Source organism: Microbacterium sp. 1.5R, assembly GCF_007667425.1.
Classification (GTDB): Bacteria; Actinomycetota; Actinomycetes; order Actinomycetales; family Microbacteriaceae; genus Microbacterium.
The window spans coordinates 1,340,221-1,355,915 of sequence record NZ_VDRC01000001.1; the positions used below are offsets into that span (position 1 = coordinate 1,340,221).

15 protein-coding genes are annotated in these 15,695 nt (G+C 68.9%); 3 read left to right on the top strand and 12 right to left on the bottom strand.

Features of this window, described 5'->3' with window-relative positions:
• Window positions 1-13 precede the first annotated feature (13 nt).
• Both FSY98_RS06510 and FSY98_RS06515 read right to left on the bottom strand, forming a co-directional pair.
• On the bottom strand, window positions 14-967 hold the full coding sequence (locus FSY98_RS06510) for a carbohydrate ABC transporter permease (protein WP_144875053.1): 954 nt from the start codon (window positions 965-967) through the stop codon (window positions 14-16).
• Window positions 967-1,941, bottom strand: a complete 975-nt coding sequence (locus FSY98_RS06515; RefSeq protein WP_260857292.1) for a carbohydrate ABC transporter permease — start codon at window positions 1,939-1,941, stop codon at window positions 967-969. Before FSY98_RS06515 ends, FSY98_RS06510 begins: the two co-directional genes overlap by 1 nt.
• Window positions 1,942-2,106: 165 nt before the next feature.
• On the opposite strand from FSY98_RS06515, the gene FSY98_RS06520 reads away from it, so the two are divergent.
• On the top strand, window positions 2,107-2,751 hold the full coding sequence (locus FSY98_RS06520; protein WP_260857293.1) for a Pr6Pr family membrane protein: 645 nt from the start codon (window positions 2,107-2,109) through the stop codon (window positions 2,749-2,751).
• 79 nt (window positions 2,752-2,830) lie between these two features.
• On the opposite strand, the gene FSY98_RS06525 is transcribed toward FSY98_RS06520, so the two are convergent.
• Window positions 2,831-4,279: an FAD-dependent oxidoreductase gene (locus FSY98_RS06525; protein ID WP_260857294.1), complete on the bottom strand. Its 1,449-nt coding sequence runs from the start codon at window positions 4,277-4,279 to the stop codon at window positions 2,831-2,833.
• A 160-nt stretch (window positions 4,280-4,439) separates the two neighbouring features.
• Between FSY98_RS06525 and FSY98_RS06530 the strand changes: the two genes are divergently transcribed.
• Window positions 4,440-4,823: a hypothetical protein gene (locus tag FSY98_RS06530; protein ID WP_144875058.1), complete on the top strand. Its 384-nt coding sequence runs from the start codon at window positions 4,440-4,442 to the stop codon at window positions 4,821-4,823.
• A 37-nt stretch (window positions 4,824-4,860) separates the two neighbouring features.
• On the opposite strand, the gene FSY98_RS06535 is transcribed toward FSY98_RS06530, so the two are convergent.
• The 4 genes from FSY98_RS06535 to dnaK are packed head-to-tail and all read right to left on the bottom strand — an operon-like array spanning window position 4,861 to window position 8,835.
• Window positions 4,861-5,292, bottom strand: a complete 432-nt coding sequence (locus FSY98_RS06535) for a heat shock protein transcriptional repressor HspR (protein WP_144875060.1) — start codon at window positions 5,290-5,292, stop codon at window positions 4,861-4,863.
• Window positions 5,293-5,337: 45 nt separating this feature from the next.
• Complete coding sequence (locus tag FSY98_RS06540; RefSeq protein WP_144875062.1) at window positions 5,338-6,321, bottom strand: DnaJ C-terminal domain-containing protein; 984 nt, start codon at window positions 6,319-6,321, stop codon at window positions 5,338-5,340.
• Between the two features lie 7 nt (window positions 6,322-6,328).
• A complete protein-coding gene (locus FSY98_RS06545; RefSeq protein ID WP_144875064.1) occupies window positions 6,329-6,967 on the bottom strand; it encodes a nucleotide exchange factor GrpE in 639 nt (212 codons plus the stop codon).
• A gap of 2 nt (window positions 6,968-6,969) precedes the next feature.
• On the bottom strand, window positions 6,970-8,835 hold the full coding sequence (gene dnaK, locus FSY98_RS06550; protein ID WP_144875066.1) for a molecular chaperone DnaK: 1,866 nt from the start codon (window positions 8,833-8,835) through the stop codon (window positions 6,970-6,972).
• Window positions 8,836-9,039: 204 nt separating this feature from the next.
• On the opposite strand from dnaK, the gene FSY98_RS06555 reads away from it, so the two are divergent.
• Window positions 9,040-9,969, top strand: a complete 930-nt coding sequence (locus FSY98_RS06555; protein ID WP_144875068.1) for an NAD(P)/FAD-dependent oxidoreductase — start codon at window positions 9,040-9,042, stop codon at window positions 9,967-9,969.
• 7 nt (window positions 9,970-9,976) lie between these two features.
• Here the strand turns inward: FSY98_RS06555 and FSY98_RS06560 are convergent, their stop codons facing one another.
• From FSY98_RS06560 to FSY98_RS06580, 5 genes are read right to left on the bottom strand one after another with little or no spacing between them, the layout of a single operon-like run.
• On the bottom strand, window positions 9,977-11,344 hold the full coding sequence (locus FSY98_RS06560) for an NtaA/DmoA family FMN-dependent monooxygenase (RefSeq protein WP_260857295.1): 1,368 nt from the start codon (window positions 11,342-11,344) through the stop codon (window positions 9,977-9,979).
• Entirely contained in the window at window positions 11,341-12,552 is a 1,212-nt protein-coding gene (locus FSY98_RS06565) for an acyl-CoA dehydrogenase family protein (RefSeq protein WP_144875070.1), read from the bottom strand. Before FSY98_RS06565 ends, FSY98_RS06560 begins: the two co-directional genes overlap by 4 nt.
• A 6-nt stretch (window positions 12,553-12,558) precedes the next feature.
• A complete protein-coding gene (locus FSY98_RS06570; protein ID WP_144875072.1) occupies window positions 12,559-13,386 on the bottom strand; it encodes a carbohydrate ABC transporter permease in 828 nt (275 codons plus the stop codon).
• Window positions 13,383-14,330: a carbohydrate ABC transporter permease gene (locus tag FSY98_RS06575; RefSeq protein WP_144875074.1), complete on the bottom strand. Its 948-nt coding sequence runs from the start codon at window positions 14,328-14,330 to the stop codon at window positions 13,383-13,385. Before FSY98_RS06575 ends, FSY98_RS06570 begins: the two co-directional genes overlap by 4 nt.
• Window positions 14,327-15,601: an ABC transporter substrate-binding protein gene (locus tag FSY98_RS06580; protein WP_144875076.1), complete on the bottom strand. Its 1,275-nt coding sequence runs from the start codon at window positions 15,599-15,601 to the stop codon at window positions 14,327-14,329. Before FSY98_RS06580 ends, FSY98_RS06575 begins: the two co-directional genes overlap by 4 nt.
• Window positions 15,602-15,695: the final 94 nt, after the last annotated feature.

Genomic DNA, 15,695 nt, shown 5'->3' on the forward strand with positions numbered 1-15,695 from the left:
GGGTGGGCCACGCTCAGCCCTTCCGCCCCTGCGTGGCCACGCCTTCGATGAAGTAGCGCTGACCGAAGGCGAACAGGAGGAGCATCGGCAGCGTCACGATCAGCGACGCCACCATCACGTACTGGTAGTCGCCGTGCCCGCCGGCCGTCGGGCTGTACTTGGTCATGGCGTACGCGATGCCGAGCGGTGCGGTGAACTCGTCGACGGATCCGGCGTTCAGATAGATGAGGGCCGACTGCAGGTTGTTCCAGCTGGCCTGGAACTCGAACAGGAAGACGATGATGAACGAGGGGATCGACAGCGGCATCGCGATGCGCCAGAACAGACCCCAGTAACTGGCGCCGTCGAGGCGTGCGGCCTCGAAGAGCTCCCTCGGGAGGCCGAGGAAGAACTGCCGCTGCAGGAAGATGTAGAAGGCCGAGCCGAAGAGGTTCATGCCCCACAGGGGCACCCACGTGCCCAGCATGCCGGTCTCCTTCCAGATCAGATAGATCGGGATCATGGTGACGGCGCCCGGGAGCATCATCGTGGCCAGGACGAGTCCGAAGAGCAGTCCGCGGCCGGGGAACTTGAAGTACGCGAACCCGAAGGCGACGATCGAGCTGGAGATCGCCACGGTGCCTGCGGCGAGGAGCGCGATCGCGACGCTGTTCCACATCCAGCTCAGCAGCGGCAGCTGGTTCCACACCTCGATGTAGTTCTCGGGGATGAACGTCTTCGGGATCAGCGAGTTGTCGAACACCTCGCCACGGGGTTTGAAGCTCGCCGCGAGCAGCCACACGAACGGGTACAGGAACAGCAGGGAGAACCCGATCAGGACGATCGCGAGCACGATGCGCACGGCCAGGCTCTTCGGCTGAGACGCCGCGCGTCGCCACCGCGACTTCTGCGGCACGGTGAGCGCCCGCGTCTCGTTCTCGATCACCGGCTCGGCCGCCGGCGGCAGCTGCCGCAGAGACGACGACATCAGCGGTCCCCCTCGTAGTAGACGAATCGATTGCCGACCTTCACCTGGATGACCGTGATGATCATGATGATGACGAACAGCAACCACGCCATGGCGGCGGCGAAGCCGAAATTGAACTGCCGGAAGGCCTGTTGGAAGAGGTAGATGGCGTAGAAGAGAGACGCCTCCGGTGAGGAGTTGCTCTGATCCCGCCAGAAGAGCAGATAGGCCTGATCGAAGATCTGGAAGGCGGCGATCGAGAGCACGATCACGTTGAAGAACATGGCTCCCGAGATCATCGGCAGGGTGATGGAGAAGAACCGACGGATCGCGCCGGCACCATCGATCGACGCGACCTCGTAGAGCTCGGTCGGCACGTTCTTGAGCGCCGCGAGGAAGATGACCATGGTGCCCGCGACCGTCCACAGCGTCATGATCACGATGCTCGGCTTGACCCAGGCCGGATCCACCAACCACTGCGGACCCTGGATGCCGAAGAGACGCAGGAACTGGTTGATGGCGCCGGAGTTGCCGTTCAGCAGCAGGAAGAACACGGCCGCGGTGGCGACGGCCGGGGTCATCTTCGGCAGGTAGTAGAGCGTGCGGAAGATGCCCGCTCCTCTGCCGACGCGGTTGAGCAGCAGCGCGAGGATCAACGCGAAGACGATCTCCAGCGGCACGGCCATGACGACGTAGAAGAGGGTGTTGGCGAGCGAGACGCCGACCCGAGGATCCTCGAACAGCTGCTCGTAGTTGGCGGTGCCGATCGGCCGCGCCGTGTTCGTCGCGAGGTTGTAGTTGCTGAACGAGATGTAGAGGCTGTAGGCCATCGCCCCCGCCGTGAACACGAGGAAGCCGATGATCCACGGTGAGATGAAGAGATAGCCGGCGAGTGCCTCCCGCTTGTTGTAGTGCTGCCTGAGTTCGGGTCGACGTCGACCTCGACGGGGTGCGCTGTCCGAGTCTTCGACCCGTGGCGCGGAGGATGTGGACATGAGCGTGAAGATAGAAGCGCTTCTCCTTTTTGCCCCGGGCCTTGTTTCTTCGGGAGGAGTGTGATCCGGCCTGTTCGGAGCGATCGCACACCGCGCTACTCCGTAGACTCGCCAGGAGACGGGGCGCGCGATCCGACGTGCGACGGGGAGAGGGCGGCGGCGAAGGTGAGGGCACGAGCAGTCTTCGGCGTGCTGCGCCTCGCGGCGGCGAGCGTGTGCACCGTAGCCCTCGTGCACCGGTTGTTCTGGGGTCTCAGTTCCGGGACGACGGCGGGCGACAACTTCTTCGCCTATCTCACCGTGCAGTCGAACTGCGCGCTCGTGGCCGTCCTCGTCGTCGGAGCGGTGCTCGCCTTCCGCCGAGCGATGGATCCACGGTGGTTCACCGTCGCGCTGGCGCTGGTGCTCACCTGGACGATCACGGCCGGTCTCGCGTTCGCGCTCATCGTCTGGCAGGCCGGCCTCCGCGGCATCCGCGTCGACGTGCCGTGGTCCGACCAGGTGCTGCACTTCTACCTGCCCGCCTGCACCGCCCTCGCCTGGGTACTCACCCCCGGCCATCGAGGAGTGCCGTGGTGGGTGGTTCCGACGGCGCTCGCCTTCCCCCTCGCCTGGGGCGGCGTGACCCTGTGGCGGGGGCCGATCATCGGCTGGTATCCGTACTACTTCCTCGACCCGCGGCAGGTGTCCGGTCCGCCGGAGTTCCTCATCACCAGCGCCATCGCGCTCGCCATCTTCGCCGCTGTCGCCGCCGTCATCGTGCTCGTCAGCCGGATGCGCCGCCGCGGGCACGACCGACCTCCCGTGTGACGGCCCGGAGCGTCACGGGCCGGGGCACGGCGGTTCAGGGCACGGTGGGTCAGGGCACGGTGGCTCAGGGTACGGCGGCTCAGGGTACTGCGAGGAACGGCGCGAGCGACCCGATCGCCGCGTCGAGCGCCTGCTGATCGTCGAGCCCGGCGAACTCCTCCGCCGCCGCCCCGCCGACGACGCCCACCACGATGTTCTCGCCGGTCGCCGGGGTGAGATCGAACCAGGTGCGGATCAGGGCGTCGCCCCCGACCACGTGCCAGACCGTCGGCGAGGCATCGGCATCGGCATCGGCATCGGCATCGGCATCGGCGTCGGTCTGGTCTGCGCTCGCGTCGCCCTCCTCGGCGGCCGCAGCTGAGGTGGCCGCGAAAGGTGACTCGTCGAAGCGCATCCACACCGTCTCGATGCGTCCCATCCCCAGTTCGGCGATCGCCCCCCGGTGGGAGAACGGCAGCGCTGGGGCGAACTGCAGCCCCGTGCCCTGCAGCACCCCGAGGGGGACGGTGATGACGACGCGGTCGAACGAGAGCGACTCGCCCGTCGCCATGCCGAGACTCACGCCGGCCTCGTCGTAGGCGACGCGCGACACGGGCGATGAGAGGCCCACCTTCGCCCCGTCGAGCAGGTCGTCGAAGACGACACCGAGGTCGCCGAGCGGCGCGCGGAGGTCGACGGGCTGAGCGACCGGCGGGAACCAGGTCGACGCCTCGTCCGGGTCGGAACCAGCGGATGCCGTCACGGCGGCGAGCAGCGCCACGATGCCCGGATCCTCCAGGTCGACGCCCGCCTCGGCGAGAGTGTCGGCGAGGGCCACGTCGGTCGGCTGCTCCTGGCCGGCCGCGATGGCGGCCTGGACCGGCTCGGCCGACACCGGCTCGACATCGCCGTCGGCCGAGCGCCACAGCGCGGATCCGACCTCGGACGAACGGATGTCGAGACGCGCCAGCAGCGCCGCCATCTCGGTGTCGTCGGGGGAGAGCAGCCATCCGCCCAGCTGCGCAGGCACCGGCCATCTCTCGTCGTCGACGACGGAATGGATGCGGCCGCCGACGCGGTCGCGCGCCTCGAAGACCATGACCTCGTGACCGGCGGCGACCAGCCGCGACGTCGCGGCGGCACCGGCAAGACCCGCACCGACCACGGCGATCCGCTCCCCCTCGTCGGCGACGCCGATCACCTCGTCGGCGACACGGTCGCCCGAACGCAGCGCAGCGTCGATGGTGCCGGGCGCGTCGGTGTCGGTCGCCTCACCGGCGAAGAAGAGTCGGTCGTCGACCGGGGTGGCGAGCGCGTCGCGCGCGCTCTGCTGCGTGCCGGCCGGGGTGAAGCTGGCGGCACCCAGCGAGTACTGGTCTGTCGTCCAGGCGCTGCGCGCGAAGGCGGAGGGCGAGATCGCGGCACCGGTCGGCTTCGGGGTCGGCGTGCGTGTGGGCGTGGGAGTGGGCGCCGGCTCGGGCGTGCAGGAGGACAGGATCACTCCCAGGACGCCGGCGCCGGCGCCGATCAACAGAGTGCGACGCGTCATCCTCATCGTGTCGTAACGATACCGCGCCCGGGTGAACGACCTCTCCTCCCCCGCCAGCGGAATCGAGCAGATCTCCCCAGAAGGCGGGATCACAGGCCACCTGATCGCCCTCATCTGACCGCACACTGCCATTCTGGCGACACGACCCGAGGATGGAGCCATGACGATGAACGACCCGCAGATCTGGACCCTCATCGGCGTGTTCTCAGCCGCGATGATCGGTGTCCTCACCATCATCACGAGCTCGTCGCACCGCGTGATCCGCGCCGAACTCGCCGGCATCGACGGCCGACTGACCGGCAGGATCGACGTGCTCGACGAGCGCATCGGCGCCAAGATCGAGAAGCTCGACGCTCGACTCACGAGCCGCATCGACGGTCTCGACGCGCGGCTCACGAGTCGTATCGACGGCCTCGATGAACGGATCACGGTGTTGTCAGGACGGATCGACACGCTCGAAGGCCGATTCGACACGCTCGAAGGCCGATTCGACACGCTCGACAGGGAGGTCGGCGAGATCGCGAAGCGCTTCTTCCGTCCGTAGCCAGACTCGCGGGCTCGACCGACGGTGCGGAGACCGGTCAGCCGCGGATGCCGCCCGGGTGCCAGAGGACGAGATCGGTGGAGCGACGGATGCGGCGACCGCCGGGCATCGGTACGACGCCCGCGGAGCCGGCGGCGAAGACACGCACGCCGGGCCGGTTCTCCCGCTCCGCCCGCAGGGCGGCGTCGAGCTCGGCCACGCGGCGGCGCAGCATCCGATTCTCGTCCTCGAGATCGAGGAGCCGGGCGATCGCGGGGAGGCTCATCCCCTCGGACGACAGCTGCGCGACCTCGCGGAGCTGCTCGATGTTCCTGGTCGAGTAGCGCCGCGAGCCGCCCGAGGTCCTGCCGGGCACCACGAGCCCGATGCGGTCGTACTGCCGCAGCGTCTGCGGGTGCATGCCGGCGAGCTCGGCCGCGACGGCGATCGCGAACACCGGGGTGTCGGCATCCATCTGCATGTCAGCCATGTGATGTCACCTTCTTCCTTCGTGTGTTCATGATCGCCGCCGTCGTCATCGCCGCGCCTTGGCCATCAGGTCGGCGCGGGGATTCTCGTTCGGCTCGAGCGCCTGGAATCTCTGGAGGGCCTCCCTGGCCTCGTCGTCGAGGTGGGACGGCACGGCGATCTGGAGCTCGGCGAGCAGGTCGCCGGTGCCCTTCGCGGTGGTCACACCGCGCCCCTTGACGCGCAGCACGCGCCCCGACGGAGTGCCGGGGGCGACGCGCAGCTTGACCGTGTCACCGCCCAGGGTCGGCACCTCGATCGTCGCGCCGAGTGCTGCCTCGGTGAAGGTCACCGGCACGACGAGGCGCAGGTTCAGACCGTCCCGGGTGAAGACCGGATGCGGGCGCACCGCGATCTGCACCACGACGTCGCCGCTCTCGCCGCCGTCGGGCGACGGGCGCCCACGTCCGCGCAGCCGGATCTTCTGGCCGTCGGAGACGCCCGCGGGGATCTTCACCTTGAACGGCTTGCCGTCTTCACCCTGCAGGGTGATCGTCTCGCCCTGCACCGCGGTGACGAAGTCGAGGGTGGTTCGCGCCGTGACATCGGCACCCCGCTGGGGGCCGCCGAAGCCGCGGAAGCCGCCGGAGGTCTGCCCGAACCGGCCGGAGCCGAACGACCCGCCCTGGCCCTGGTTGAACATCGCGAAGATGTCCTCGAAGTCGGCGGACTGCCCGCGTCCCTGCTGGCCGAACCGGCTGAAGACGTCTTCGAAGCCGCCGCCGGACTGGCCGCCGGCCGTGAAGCGGGCGCCCGATCCCATCGCGCGGATCTCGTCGTACTCCTTGCGCTGCTCGGAGTCCGAGAGCACCGAGTACGCCTCGCTGACCTCCTTGAACTTCGCCTCCGCCTTCTCGTCACCCTGATTGGAGTCGGGGTGGTACTTGCGTGCGAGCTTGCGGTACGTCTTCTTGAGATCGGCGTCGCTGACGTCCTTCGAGACCCCGAGGGTCTTGTAGAAGTCCTTGTCGAACCAGTCCTGGCTAGCCATTCATCACCTACTCGGCAGGTACGGCGACGACGACCTTCGCTGGCCGCAGCTCGACGTCGCCGAGGCGGTATCCGACCTCCACCACCTCGAGGATCGTGGTGGTCGTCGCGCCGGGGGTGGGCTGCTGGAAGATGGCCTCGTGACGCTGCGGGTCGAATTCCTCGCCCTTCTCGCCGTACGAGACCACGCCGAGACGGTCGACCACGGAGCGCACCTTGCCGGCGATCACGGCGAAGGGAGTGCCCTCGACGAGGTCGCCGTGCTGGGCGGCGCGAGCGAGATCGTCGAGCACGGGGATGAGGCCCTTGGCGGCCTCGCCCTTCGCGCGCTCGATCTCGACCTGCCGCTGCTCTTCGGTGCGGCGGCGGTAGTTGGCGTACTCGGCCTGCAGGCGCTTGAGGTCGTTCAGCAGGGTGGACTCGAGGTCGGCGAGCACGGCGTCCTCGGCCGCGGCCTCACCGGTCTGCGTGGCGCCGAGGATGTCGTCGACCGTGAGGTCGTCGGGGGCGCCGTCGACCGGCGTCTCGTCCGAGCCCTCGGCCGCCATCGCCTCGCGGGAGTCGGGGTTCTGCGGCGCGGGGCCGGATGCCTGAGCATCCGACCCCTCGCTGCGAACCTCGTCGTCGTCGAAGTTCTTGTCGGTCATGATTACTTCTTCTCGTCCTCGTCGTCGACGACCTCGGCGTCGATGACATCCTCGTCGGAGGAGGAGTCGTCACCGGCCGGAGCATCGCCCTCGGCACCGGCGCTCGGCGCGCCCTCGGCCTGCGAGGAGGCGTAGAGCGCTTCGCCGATCTTGGACTGCGACTGGTTGAGCTTGTCGAACGCGGTCTTCACGGCCTCGTCGTCGTCGCCCGCGAGCGCCGTCTTGAGCGCGTCGACGTCGGCCTTGACCTCGGTCTTCACGTCTTCGGGCAGCTTGTCGTCGTTCTCGGTCAGCAGCTTGTCGATCGAGTACGCGAGCGTCTCGGCCTGGTTGCGGACCTCGGCGGCCTCACGGCGCTGCTTGTCTTCCGCGGCGTGCTCCTCCGCCTCGCGCACCATGCGCTCGATGTCGTCCTTCGACAGCGACGAGCCGCCGGAGATGACGATCGACTTCTCGGTACCGGTTCCCTTGTCCTTCGCGGACACGTGCACGATGCCGTTGGCGTCGATGTCGAACGTGACCTCGATCTGCGGGATGCCGCGCGGAGCCGGCGCGATGCCGGTCAGCTCGAACGTACCCAGCGGCTTGTTGTCACGCGTGAAGTCGCGCTCGCCCTGGAAGACCTGGATCGCGACGGACGGCTGGTTGTCGTCCGCGGTGGTGAAGGTCTCGCTGCGCTTGGTCGGGATGGCCGTGTTGCGCTCGATGAGCTTGGTCATCATGCCGCCCTTGGTCTCGATGCCGAGGCTCAGGGGGGTGACGTCGATCAGCAGGACGTCCTTGCGCTCGCCCTTGAGGACTCCGGCTTGAAGGGCCGCACCGACGGCCACGACCTCGTCGGGGTTGACGCCCTTGTTGGCCTCCTTGCCGGTCTCGCGCTTGACGAGCTCGGCGACGGCTGGCATACGGGTCGATCCACCGACGAGCACGATGTGGTCGATGTCGGCGACCTTGATGTTCGCCTCGCGGATGACGTCTTCGAACGGCTTCTTCGTGCGGTCGAGGAGGTCCTTCGTCAGGTCCTCGAACTTCGCGCGGGTGATGGTCTCGGAGAGAGACACCGGGCCGGACTCCGTCAGCGACAGGTACGGGAGGTTGATGCTGGTCGAGGTCGAGGAGGAGAGCTCCTTCTTCGCCTGCTCCGCAGCCTCCTTGAGGCGCTGCAGGGCGATCTTGTCGCCCGAGACGTCGACGCCGGTGGTCTCCTTGAACTGCTTGATCAGGTAGTCGACGAGACGCTGGTCCCAGTCGTCTCCACCGAGGCGGTTGTCACCGGCGGTGGCGCGGACCTGGATGGTCGAGAAGTCGTCGTCCTTGCCCACCTCGAGCAGGGAGACGTCGAAGGTTCCACCACCGAGGTCGAAGACGAGGATGAGCTCGTCCTCCTTGCCCTTGTCGAGGCCGTACGCGAGAGCGGCGGCGGTCGGCTCGTTGATGATGCGCAGGACGTTGAGACCCGAGATCTCGCCGGCCTCCTTGGTGGCCTGACGCTCGGCGTCGTTGAAGTACGCGGGGACGGTGATGACGGCATCCGTCACCGTGTCGCCCAGGTACGACTCGGCGTCGCGCTTGAGCTTCTGGAGGATGCGCGCGGAGATCTCCTGCGGCGTCCACTTCTTGCCGTCGACGTCGAACGACCAGTCGGTGCCGACGTGACGCTTGACCGACGCGATGGTGCGGTCGACGTTCGTGACGGCCTGGCGCTTCGCGGTCTCGCCGACGAGCACCTCGCCGTCCTTCGTGAACGCGACGACCGACGGGGTGGTGCGGAAGCCCTCGGCGTTGGCGATGACCTTCGGCTCGCCGCCCTCGAGGACGCTGACGACGGAGTTCGTCGTACCGAGGTCGATTCCTACAGCACGTGCCATGTTCTTCTCCTTTGTGTTGCTGAGTCTGATGGCCGGAAAGTCCGGGGCGATCAGGAAACCTGAGTCGCGATGGCTCAACTGTACTCCCGGGTGCGGATGCTGTCAAACGAACTTGATATGAGTTCGCTCAACTTTGGATCTGCGGACGCGGAGTAAGGCTCCCCTTACCGGGGCATGGCAGGATGGAGAGGACGGAGGTGCGCTATGGACGACACGATCCCCTACGACGCCCTGATCGTCGGCGGTGGCCCCGCCGGGCTGTCGGCCGCACTCAATCTCGGACGCTCGCTCCTGCGCGTGCTGCTCGTCGACGCGGACCGCCCGCGCAATGCCGCGACGATGAACTCGCACGGCTTCCTCACGCGTGACGGCGTGCCGCCCCACGAGCTCCGGCGTCTCGCCCGCGCCGAGCTCGACGCCTACCCCGGTGTGGAGGTGCGTTCGCGCGTGCGAGTGCTCGCGCTGCGGCGCGAGGAGGACGGGTTCGTCGCCGCGGTCGGACGCCGCGAACCGGACGAGACCGTGACCGCGCGCCGCGTCATGCTCGCGACCGGGCTGCGCGAGACGCTTCCCGAGGTGCCGAACCTGCGCGGCTTCTACGGCATGAGCCTGTTCAGCTGCACCGCGTGCGATGCCTGGGAGTTGCAGGGGCGCCGGCTCGCCCTGATCGGCGAGACCGCCGACCTCGCCGACCGCGCGCGCCTGATCGCCCACTGGACGCCGAGCCTCACGGTCTTCACGCACGGCTCGGATGCGGTCACTGCGGCCCAGGAGGCGGAACTGCTCGCACTCGGGGTGCACGTGCGGCGGGAGCGCATCGTCGAACTCGTCGGCGACCGCGGGGCGATCGAGGCGGTGCGGGTCGAGGGCGGCGGCGTGACGCCGATCGACGGTGGGTTCGTGCGCCCCGAGTGGCACAGCGACCTGTCGTTCCTGCAGGGGATGGCTCCCGCGGTCGACCAGCACGGACACGTCGTGGTCGACCCGGGCGGACGCACAGATGTCGCCGGACTCTACGCCGCCGGCGACGGCGCGGTCCCGGGGCCGCAGCAGCTCATCGTCGCCGCCGGAGCGGGAGCGCAGGCCGCCAGGACCATCGTGCGGGATGCCGTGGGGGTCGAGTTCGCGCACTGAGCGCCGCTCACAGCCCCGCGCCGCCCCGGTACCGCGCCGCGGGGTGCCGGTCGGGAACCCGTGGGCCCTCGCCGAACAGACGCTCGCGCAGGGTCTCCCCCGGCGTGTACTGCTCGCGCATCCGCCCGCGTCGGCGCAGTTCGGGCACGACGAGCTCACCGAAGTCCCGAGCGGTGTCGAACGAGTGGTACTGCCGGAGGTTGATGCCGTCGATGCCGTCGTCGTCGAGCCAGCCCTCGATGACGTCGGCCACCTGCGACGGGTCGCCGACGGCGAAGAAGCGCGAGTCCCATGCTTCGTCGACCGCCCCCGCGAACTGCGCCACCGTGAGGTGCAGCGGCAGCGTCGCAGCCTCGACCACGTCGTGCCGCCCCTCGCGCTCCAGGGCCTCGCGCACCGTGATGTCGGCCGGGTGATCGAGCGGGTGGAACGGCACGCTCATGTGGATGAACGCGCCCTCGGGGTCGCGGAACGACCGGTAGCGCTCGAGCTTCTCCCTGGCCTCCTGCTCGGTGCGCCCCACGATCACCGTGGCCATCACGAGGAACCGCGTGTCGTCGGGACGCCGCCCACGCCTGACGCTCTCGTCGCGGATGGCCGCGATGTTGCGCTCGAGGGCCCCGGGCGGGCGATCGGCCGTGAAGAGCACCTCGGCGTGCTGCGCCGCGAACGCGATGCCGGCCTTCGACGCCGACGCCTGGAAGAGCACCGGCACCCGCTGCCGAGACGGCTCGGCCAGATGAGGGCCGGCGACCCGGAAGTGCTCGCCGTCATGGTCGATCGCTCGCACCGAACCCGGTCGGCTGTACACCCCGGCATCCTTGTCGACGACGACCGCGTCGTCGTCCCACGACCCCTCCCACAGCTTGTAGAGCACCTCGACGTACTCGGCGGCGATCTCGTAGCGGGTGTCGTGCGGGATCTGATCGTCGAGGCCGAAGTTGCGGGCGGCGTTCGGCAGATACGACGTGACGATGTTCCAGCCGACACGACCGCCGGTGAGGTGATCGAGGGTGGCCATGCGCCGCGCGAACGCGAACGGCGGCTCGTACGTCGTCGAGAAGGTGACGCCGAAGCCGATGTGCTCGGTGACGGCCGACATCGCCGCGACGAGCAGGAGCGGGTCGAGGTTCGGGATCTGCAGTCCCCGCTCGAGCGCCGGTTCGAACGCGTCGTCGTACACGTCGTACGCCCCGACGACGTCGGCGAGGAAGATCGCGTCGAACCCGGCATCCTCGGCGATGCGGGCGAGCTCGGTCCAGTAGGCCACGTCCGCATAGCGCTCACGCTGATTGTCGGGCTGTCGCCACAGGCCGTGGGTGATGTGACCGGGCGTCGCCATCTCGAAGAGATTGACGATGAGGCGCTTCGTCACGAGGCCGCCCCGGAGGTCGCCGGCGTGGCCGATGTCGGGTGTGTGGGATTCTGCGGCTGGTTGAACAGGGGCACGACCCCATTCAACTCCCAGTCGCCGAGCGCCCGCAGCCGCTGCACCGACGGGTTGTGCGTGGCGATGGTCCGGGCGTTGCGCCAGTGCCGGTCCAACCCCCGACCGACGTCGACCGACGAGGCGCCGCCGACCTCGAACAACTCGCCGGTCGCCGCGATCACGCTCGGCAGCACGGTCTGCTGCGCGCGGTACACGTCGAGCTGCGCACGCGTGAAGGCCGCGGGGTCGGGCGTGCCCGCTCGATAGCCGTCGAGTGCGGCATCCAGCGACCTCGCTGCCTCGAGCACTGCGGCTCGGGCCGTGAAGGCGGCGGAGGAGAGGCGGCCGACCACGCTCTGCACGAGCGGGTCCTCGCGGGGGAAGGCCTCTCCCCCGTACCCGAAGATGCGTCGACGCGGCTGCACGAACGCCACGGCGTCGTCGACGGCCGCTCGGCCGATGCCCGCGACGACCGAAAGCAGCACGAGCTGGAAGAACCCCATGAGGTACGGATGCCGGAATCCGTCGTCGTCGAGCGCGTACGGTCGCACGAGCTCGGGGTCGACGACGACGTCGGTGAACGTGGTCGTGCCGCTGCCGGTGAGCCGCTGGCCGAAGCCGGCCCAGTCGTCGATCGACTGCACACCGGGGGTGCGCGTCGAGACGATGACCTGGTGGTCTTCGCCGCGGTGGCGGGCGGAGAGGTCGATCCAGTCGGCGTAGATGCTGCCCGTCGTGTAGTACTTGCGGCCGTTCAGCCGCAGCTCCCCGTCGACGTCCGTCAGGGTGGTCGCGAGATCGCTCGTCGCGGTCTGCTCGGACTGCGCGTTGCCGACCAGGTCTCCCGCAAGGGCTCGGGCGTACCAGGCGGCGCGTCGCGCGGCATCCGCCTCGAAGAACTGCATCTCGATGACCGCGAGGTGGCCGCGGAAGACGTGCGCGACGTTCGAATCCGCGGTCGCGAGATCGATGAGCCGCGCGAAGAGGGTGGCGAGGTCGACTCCCTCGCCCCCCGACGCGGACGGGACTCGGGATGCGCCGAACCCGGCATCCAGGAGTTCGCGGATCTCGGCGCGCGGCAATCGCCGTTCCCGGTCGCGCTCGGCCGCCCCGTCGCGGAGGCGGCGGAGCACGTCAGCGGAGAGCTCTGACATGGTTCCTCATTTCACGGCGCCGAGCGACAGCCCGGCGATCAGGCGTCGCTGCGACACGACGAACAGCAGGAGCAGGGGCAGCGAGGTGATGACGGCGAGCGCCATGAGGCTGTTCCACTCGGCGGAGTAGGTGGAGTTCTGCTGCGCGAGCAGGCCGCTCACCGGCAGCACCACACCCTGCGGCAGGAAGTTGATGGCGTAGACGAACTCGCCCCACGCGGAGATGAAAACGATGCACACCACGGTGAGGATGCCGTTGCCCAGCATGGGCACGGTCAGCGAGCGGAAGGTGCGCCAGCGGCCGGCGCCGTCGAGTTCGGCCGCCTCGTAGAGCGCACCGGGGATCGCGAGGGCGAACGGGCGCAGCAGCATGATCGCGAACGGCAGCAGCAGGGCGATGTCGGCGACGATGACGCCGCCGAGACTGCCGAGCAGCTTCCACGACGCGAGCACGCTGTACAGCGGGATCACGGTCATGGGCTGCGGCACCATCTGCAGCACGAGCAGCGCGGCGAGGAAAACCGTGATGACGCGGTTCCACCCCACCGACACCCGACGAGCGAGCCCGGCGGCCGCGGGGACGGCGATGAGCAGCGTGACGGCGGTGACGCCGAGGCCGATCTGCAGCGAGGTGGCGATCGCCCCGACGCCGTCGCCGATGACGTTCGCGTAGGTGTCGAGCGTCGGGGTGAAGAGGATGCCGGTCGGATCCGTCAGCACCTGCTGCTTGGTCTTGAACGAGGTGAGCACGATCCACAGCAGCGGGAGCAGGTAGACCAGCCCCAGCACCGCGGCGGCGATCCGGAAGACGGTGCGGAGTCGGCGGGAGATCATGCCTGCTCCTCCTTCCGTACGGCGCGGATGTACGGCACGGCGAAGATCGCGACGGCCAGCATCGACACGAGGGCGATGGTCGCTCCGGTGCTCATCTCGAACCCTGAGAACGCCGTGTTGTAGGCGAGCACGGGGAGGGTGTTCGTCGTCGTTCCCGGCCCGCCCTTGGTCGTGACGTAGAAGAAGTCGAAGCTCTTGAACGCGTACAGCACGGTGAGGATGGCCAGGATGCCGAGGGTCGGCCGCAATTGCGGGAGAACGATGCGCAGCTGCGTGCGCCAGTAGCCGGCGCCGTCCAGAGCGGCGGCTTCGAGCAGGTCGGTCGGCACGGCGAGGAGACCGCCGCGTATGACGAGCACCGAGAACGGCAGCGCAGCCCAGGCGATGATGGCGGTGACCGACCACAGCGCGAGGTCGGGCGAGCTCAGCCACGAGACCGGCGCCGCGCCGAAGACGCCGAGCGCGGTGTTGATCGGCCCGCGGTCGTCGAGGAGGAACTTGAAGGCGCTGCCCGAGACGATGGGCGGCAGGGCCCAGACGAAGACCATCACGGCGAGCACGGATTCCGTGACGCGACCGCCGACCGAGAGGATCGACGCGCCGATCACGCCGAGCACGAAGTTCGAGGCGAGGAGAACGGCGGCGACACCCACCGTGCGGAGCAGCGCCGCCCACAGCTCGTCGTCGCCGAGCACGACGGCGAAATTCTCCAGACCGACGAAGGGCCATTCGCCGACGATGTTGCTCGGGCCGACATCGCTCAGCGACATCCGCACCAGCACGATCAGCGGGTAGACGGCGAACCCGGCGAGCAGGCCGATCGCCGGCACGAGGAACCAGATCGGGGTGCGCGAGAGGGCGCGCGCGAACGCGGGGCGCCCTGGTGGGCGCTCCGCGCTCGTCGTCGCGGACACGGTCGTGTCCTGCAGGAGCGAGGAGGTCACCGGCAGCCGCCGCCGCCGTCCTCGAGCGCGGCCTTGATGTCGGCGACCGCGGCCGCACCGGCATCCGCTGCCGAGCTCTGGCCGGAGATCACGCTGGAGACCGCCTGGCCGAGCGCCTTCTGGATGTTCGCGGTGTTCTCGTTCTTGGGCCACGACCCCGAGGTCTGGGCCGCGGCGACGAACGGCTGCACGGCGACGTTGTCCTTGATCGCCGGCAGCTCGGCGACGTCGGCGCGCACGGGGATCGAGCCGGCTGTCGTGAAGATCGACTCGCCCGCCTCCGGCGTCAGCACGGCCTCCTCGAGGAACTTCCAGGCGAGGTCCTTCTTGTCGGAGTTCGCACCGATGCCGAAGCCCTCACCGCCCGGGTACACCACGCTCGTGCCGCCGGCCGGCGCCGGGTACTGGGCCGTCCCCCACTCGAACGTCGCCTCCTCGGCGTTGCCGAGCTGCCAGTTGCCGTTGATGCCGAACGCGTACTGCCCGGTGGCGAACTGCTGCCACGAGTCGTTCTGGTCCCAGGTGGCGGTGGCCTGCGGGGTGTAGCCGGCCTTCGCCCAGGTCTCCGCGCGCTCGAACGCCGCGTCGACCTCTGGACCATCGAAGCTGCAGTAGTCGATGCCGAGACCGAGGAGCTCGGGGGCGAAGAGCCACGCACCCTCGACGGTCGGCGCACCCGAGAGCGCGATGCCGTCGTAGCGGCCGTCGGCCTTCACGACCTCGAGGTCGGCCTGCAGCTCGTCGAGGGTGGCCGGCGGGCCGTCGATCCCCACCTCGGTGAGGATGTCCTGGTTGTAGTACAGCCCGATCAGATTGGTGAAGGGCAGCAGGTTGTAGACCTTGTCGTCGGACGACCAGGCGGCCGATTCGGCGAACTGGTCCTTGTCGGCGAAGCCGTCCCAGTACTCGGTGAGGTCGGCGGTGACGCCACCGGCCACGAGCGTCGGGAAGTCGACGACGATGTTGTTGATGAAGAGATCCGGAGTGTCGCCGGTGGCGACCGAGGCGAGCAGCTTCTGATCCTGCTGATCGCCGACCGTCTCGACGATGTCGACCGTGACGCCGGGGTTGTCCTTCTCGAACTGGTCGGCCTGGGCCTGCAGCCAGTCGGCCTGCGTGCCCTGGTAGTAGCTCCAGAACGTGAGGGTCTGGTCGTCGGCGGAGTCGCCTCCCCCGCTGCCGCCGTCGGAGATCGTGCAGGCGCTGAGGCCGAATGCCAGACCTGCCGTGATGAGGAGCGCGGCGCTGCGCCGTGCGCGGAGTGAGTACATGGAGGGGTCCTCGGATGCGGAGACGGGTGCCGGTCGGAGCGACCGCGTCTGAACGCTAGGGGAACCCTTCAGCGCCGGCGACACGCCCGACGCA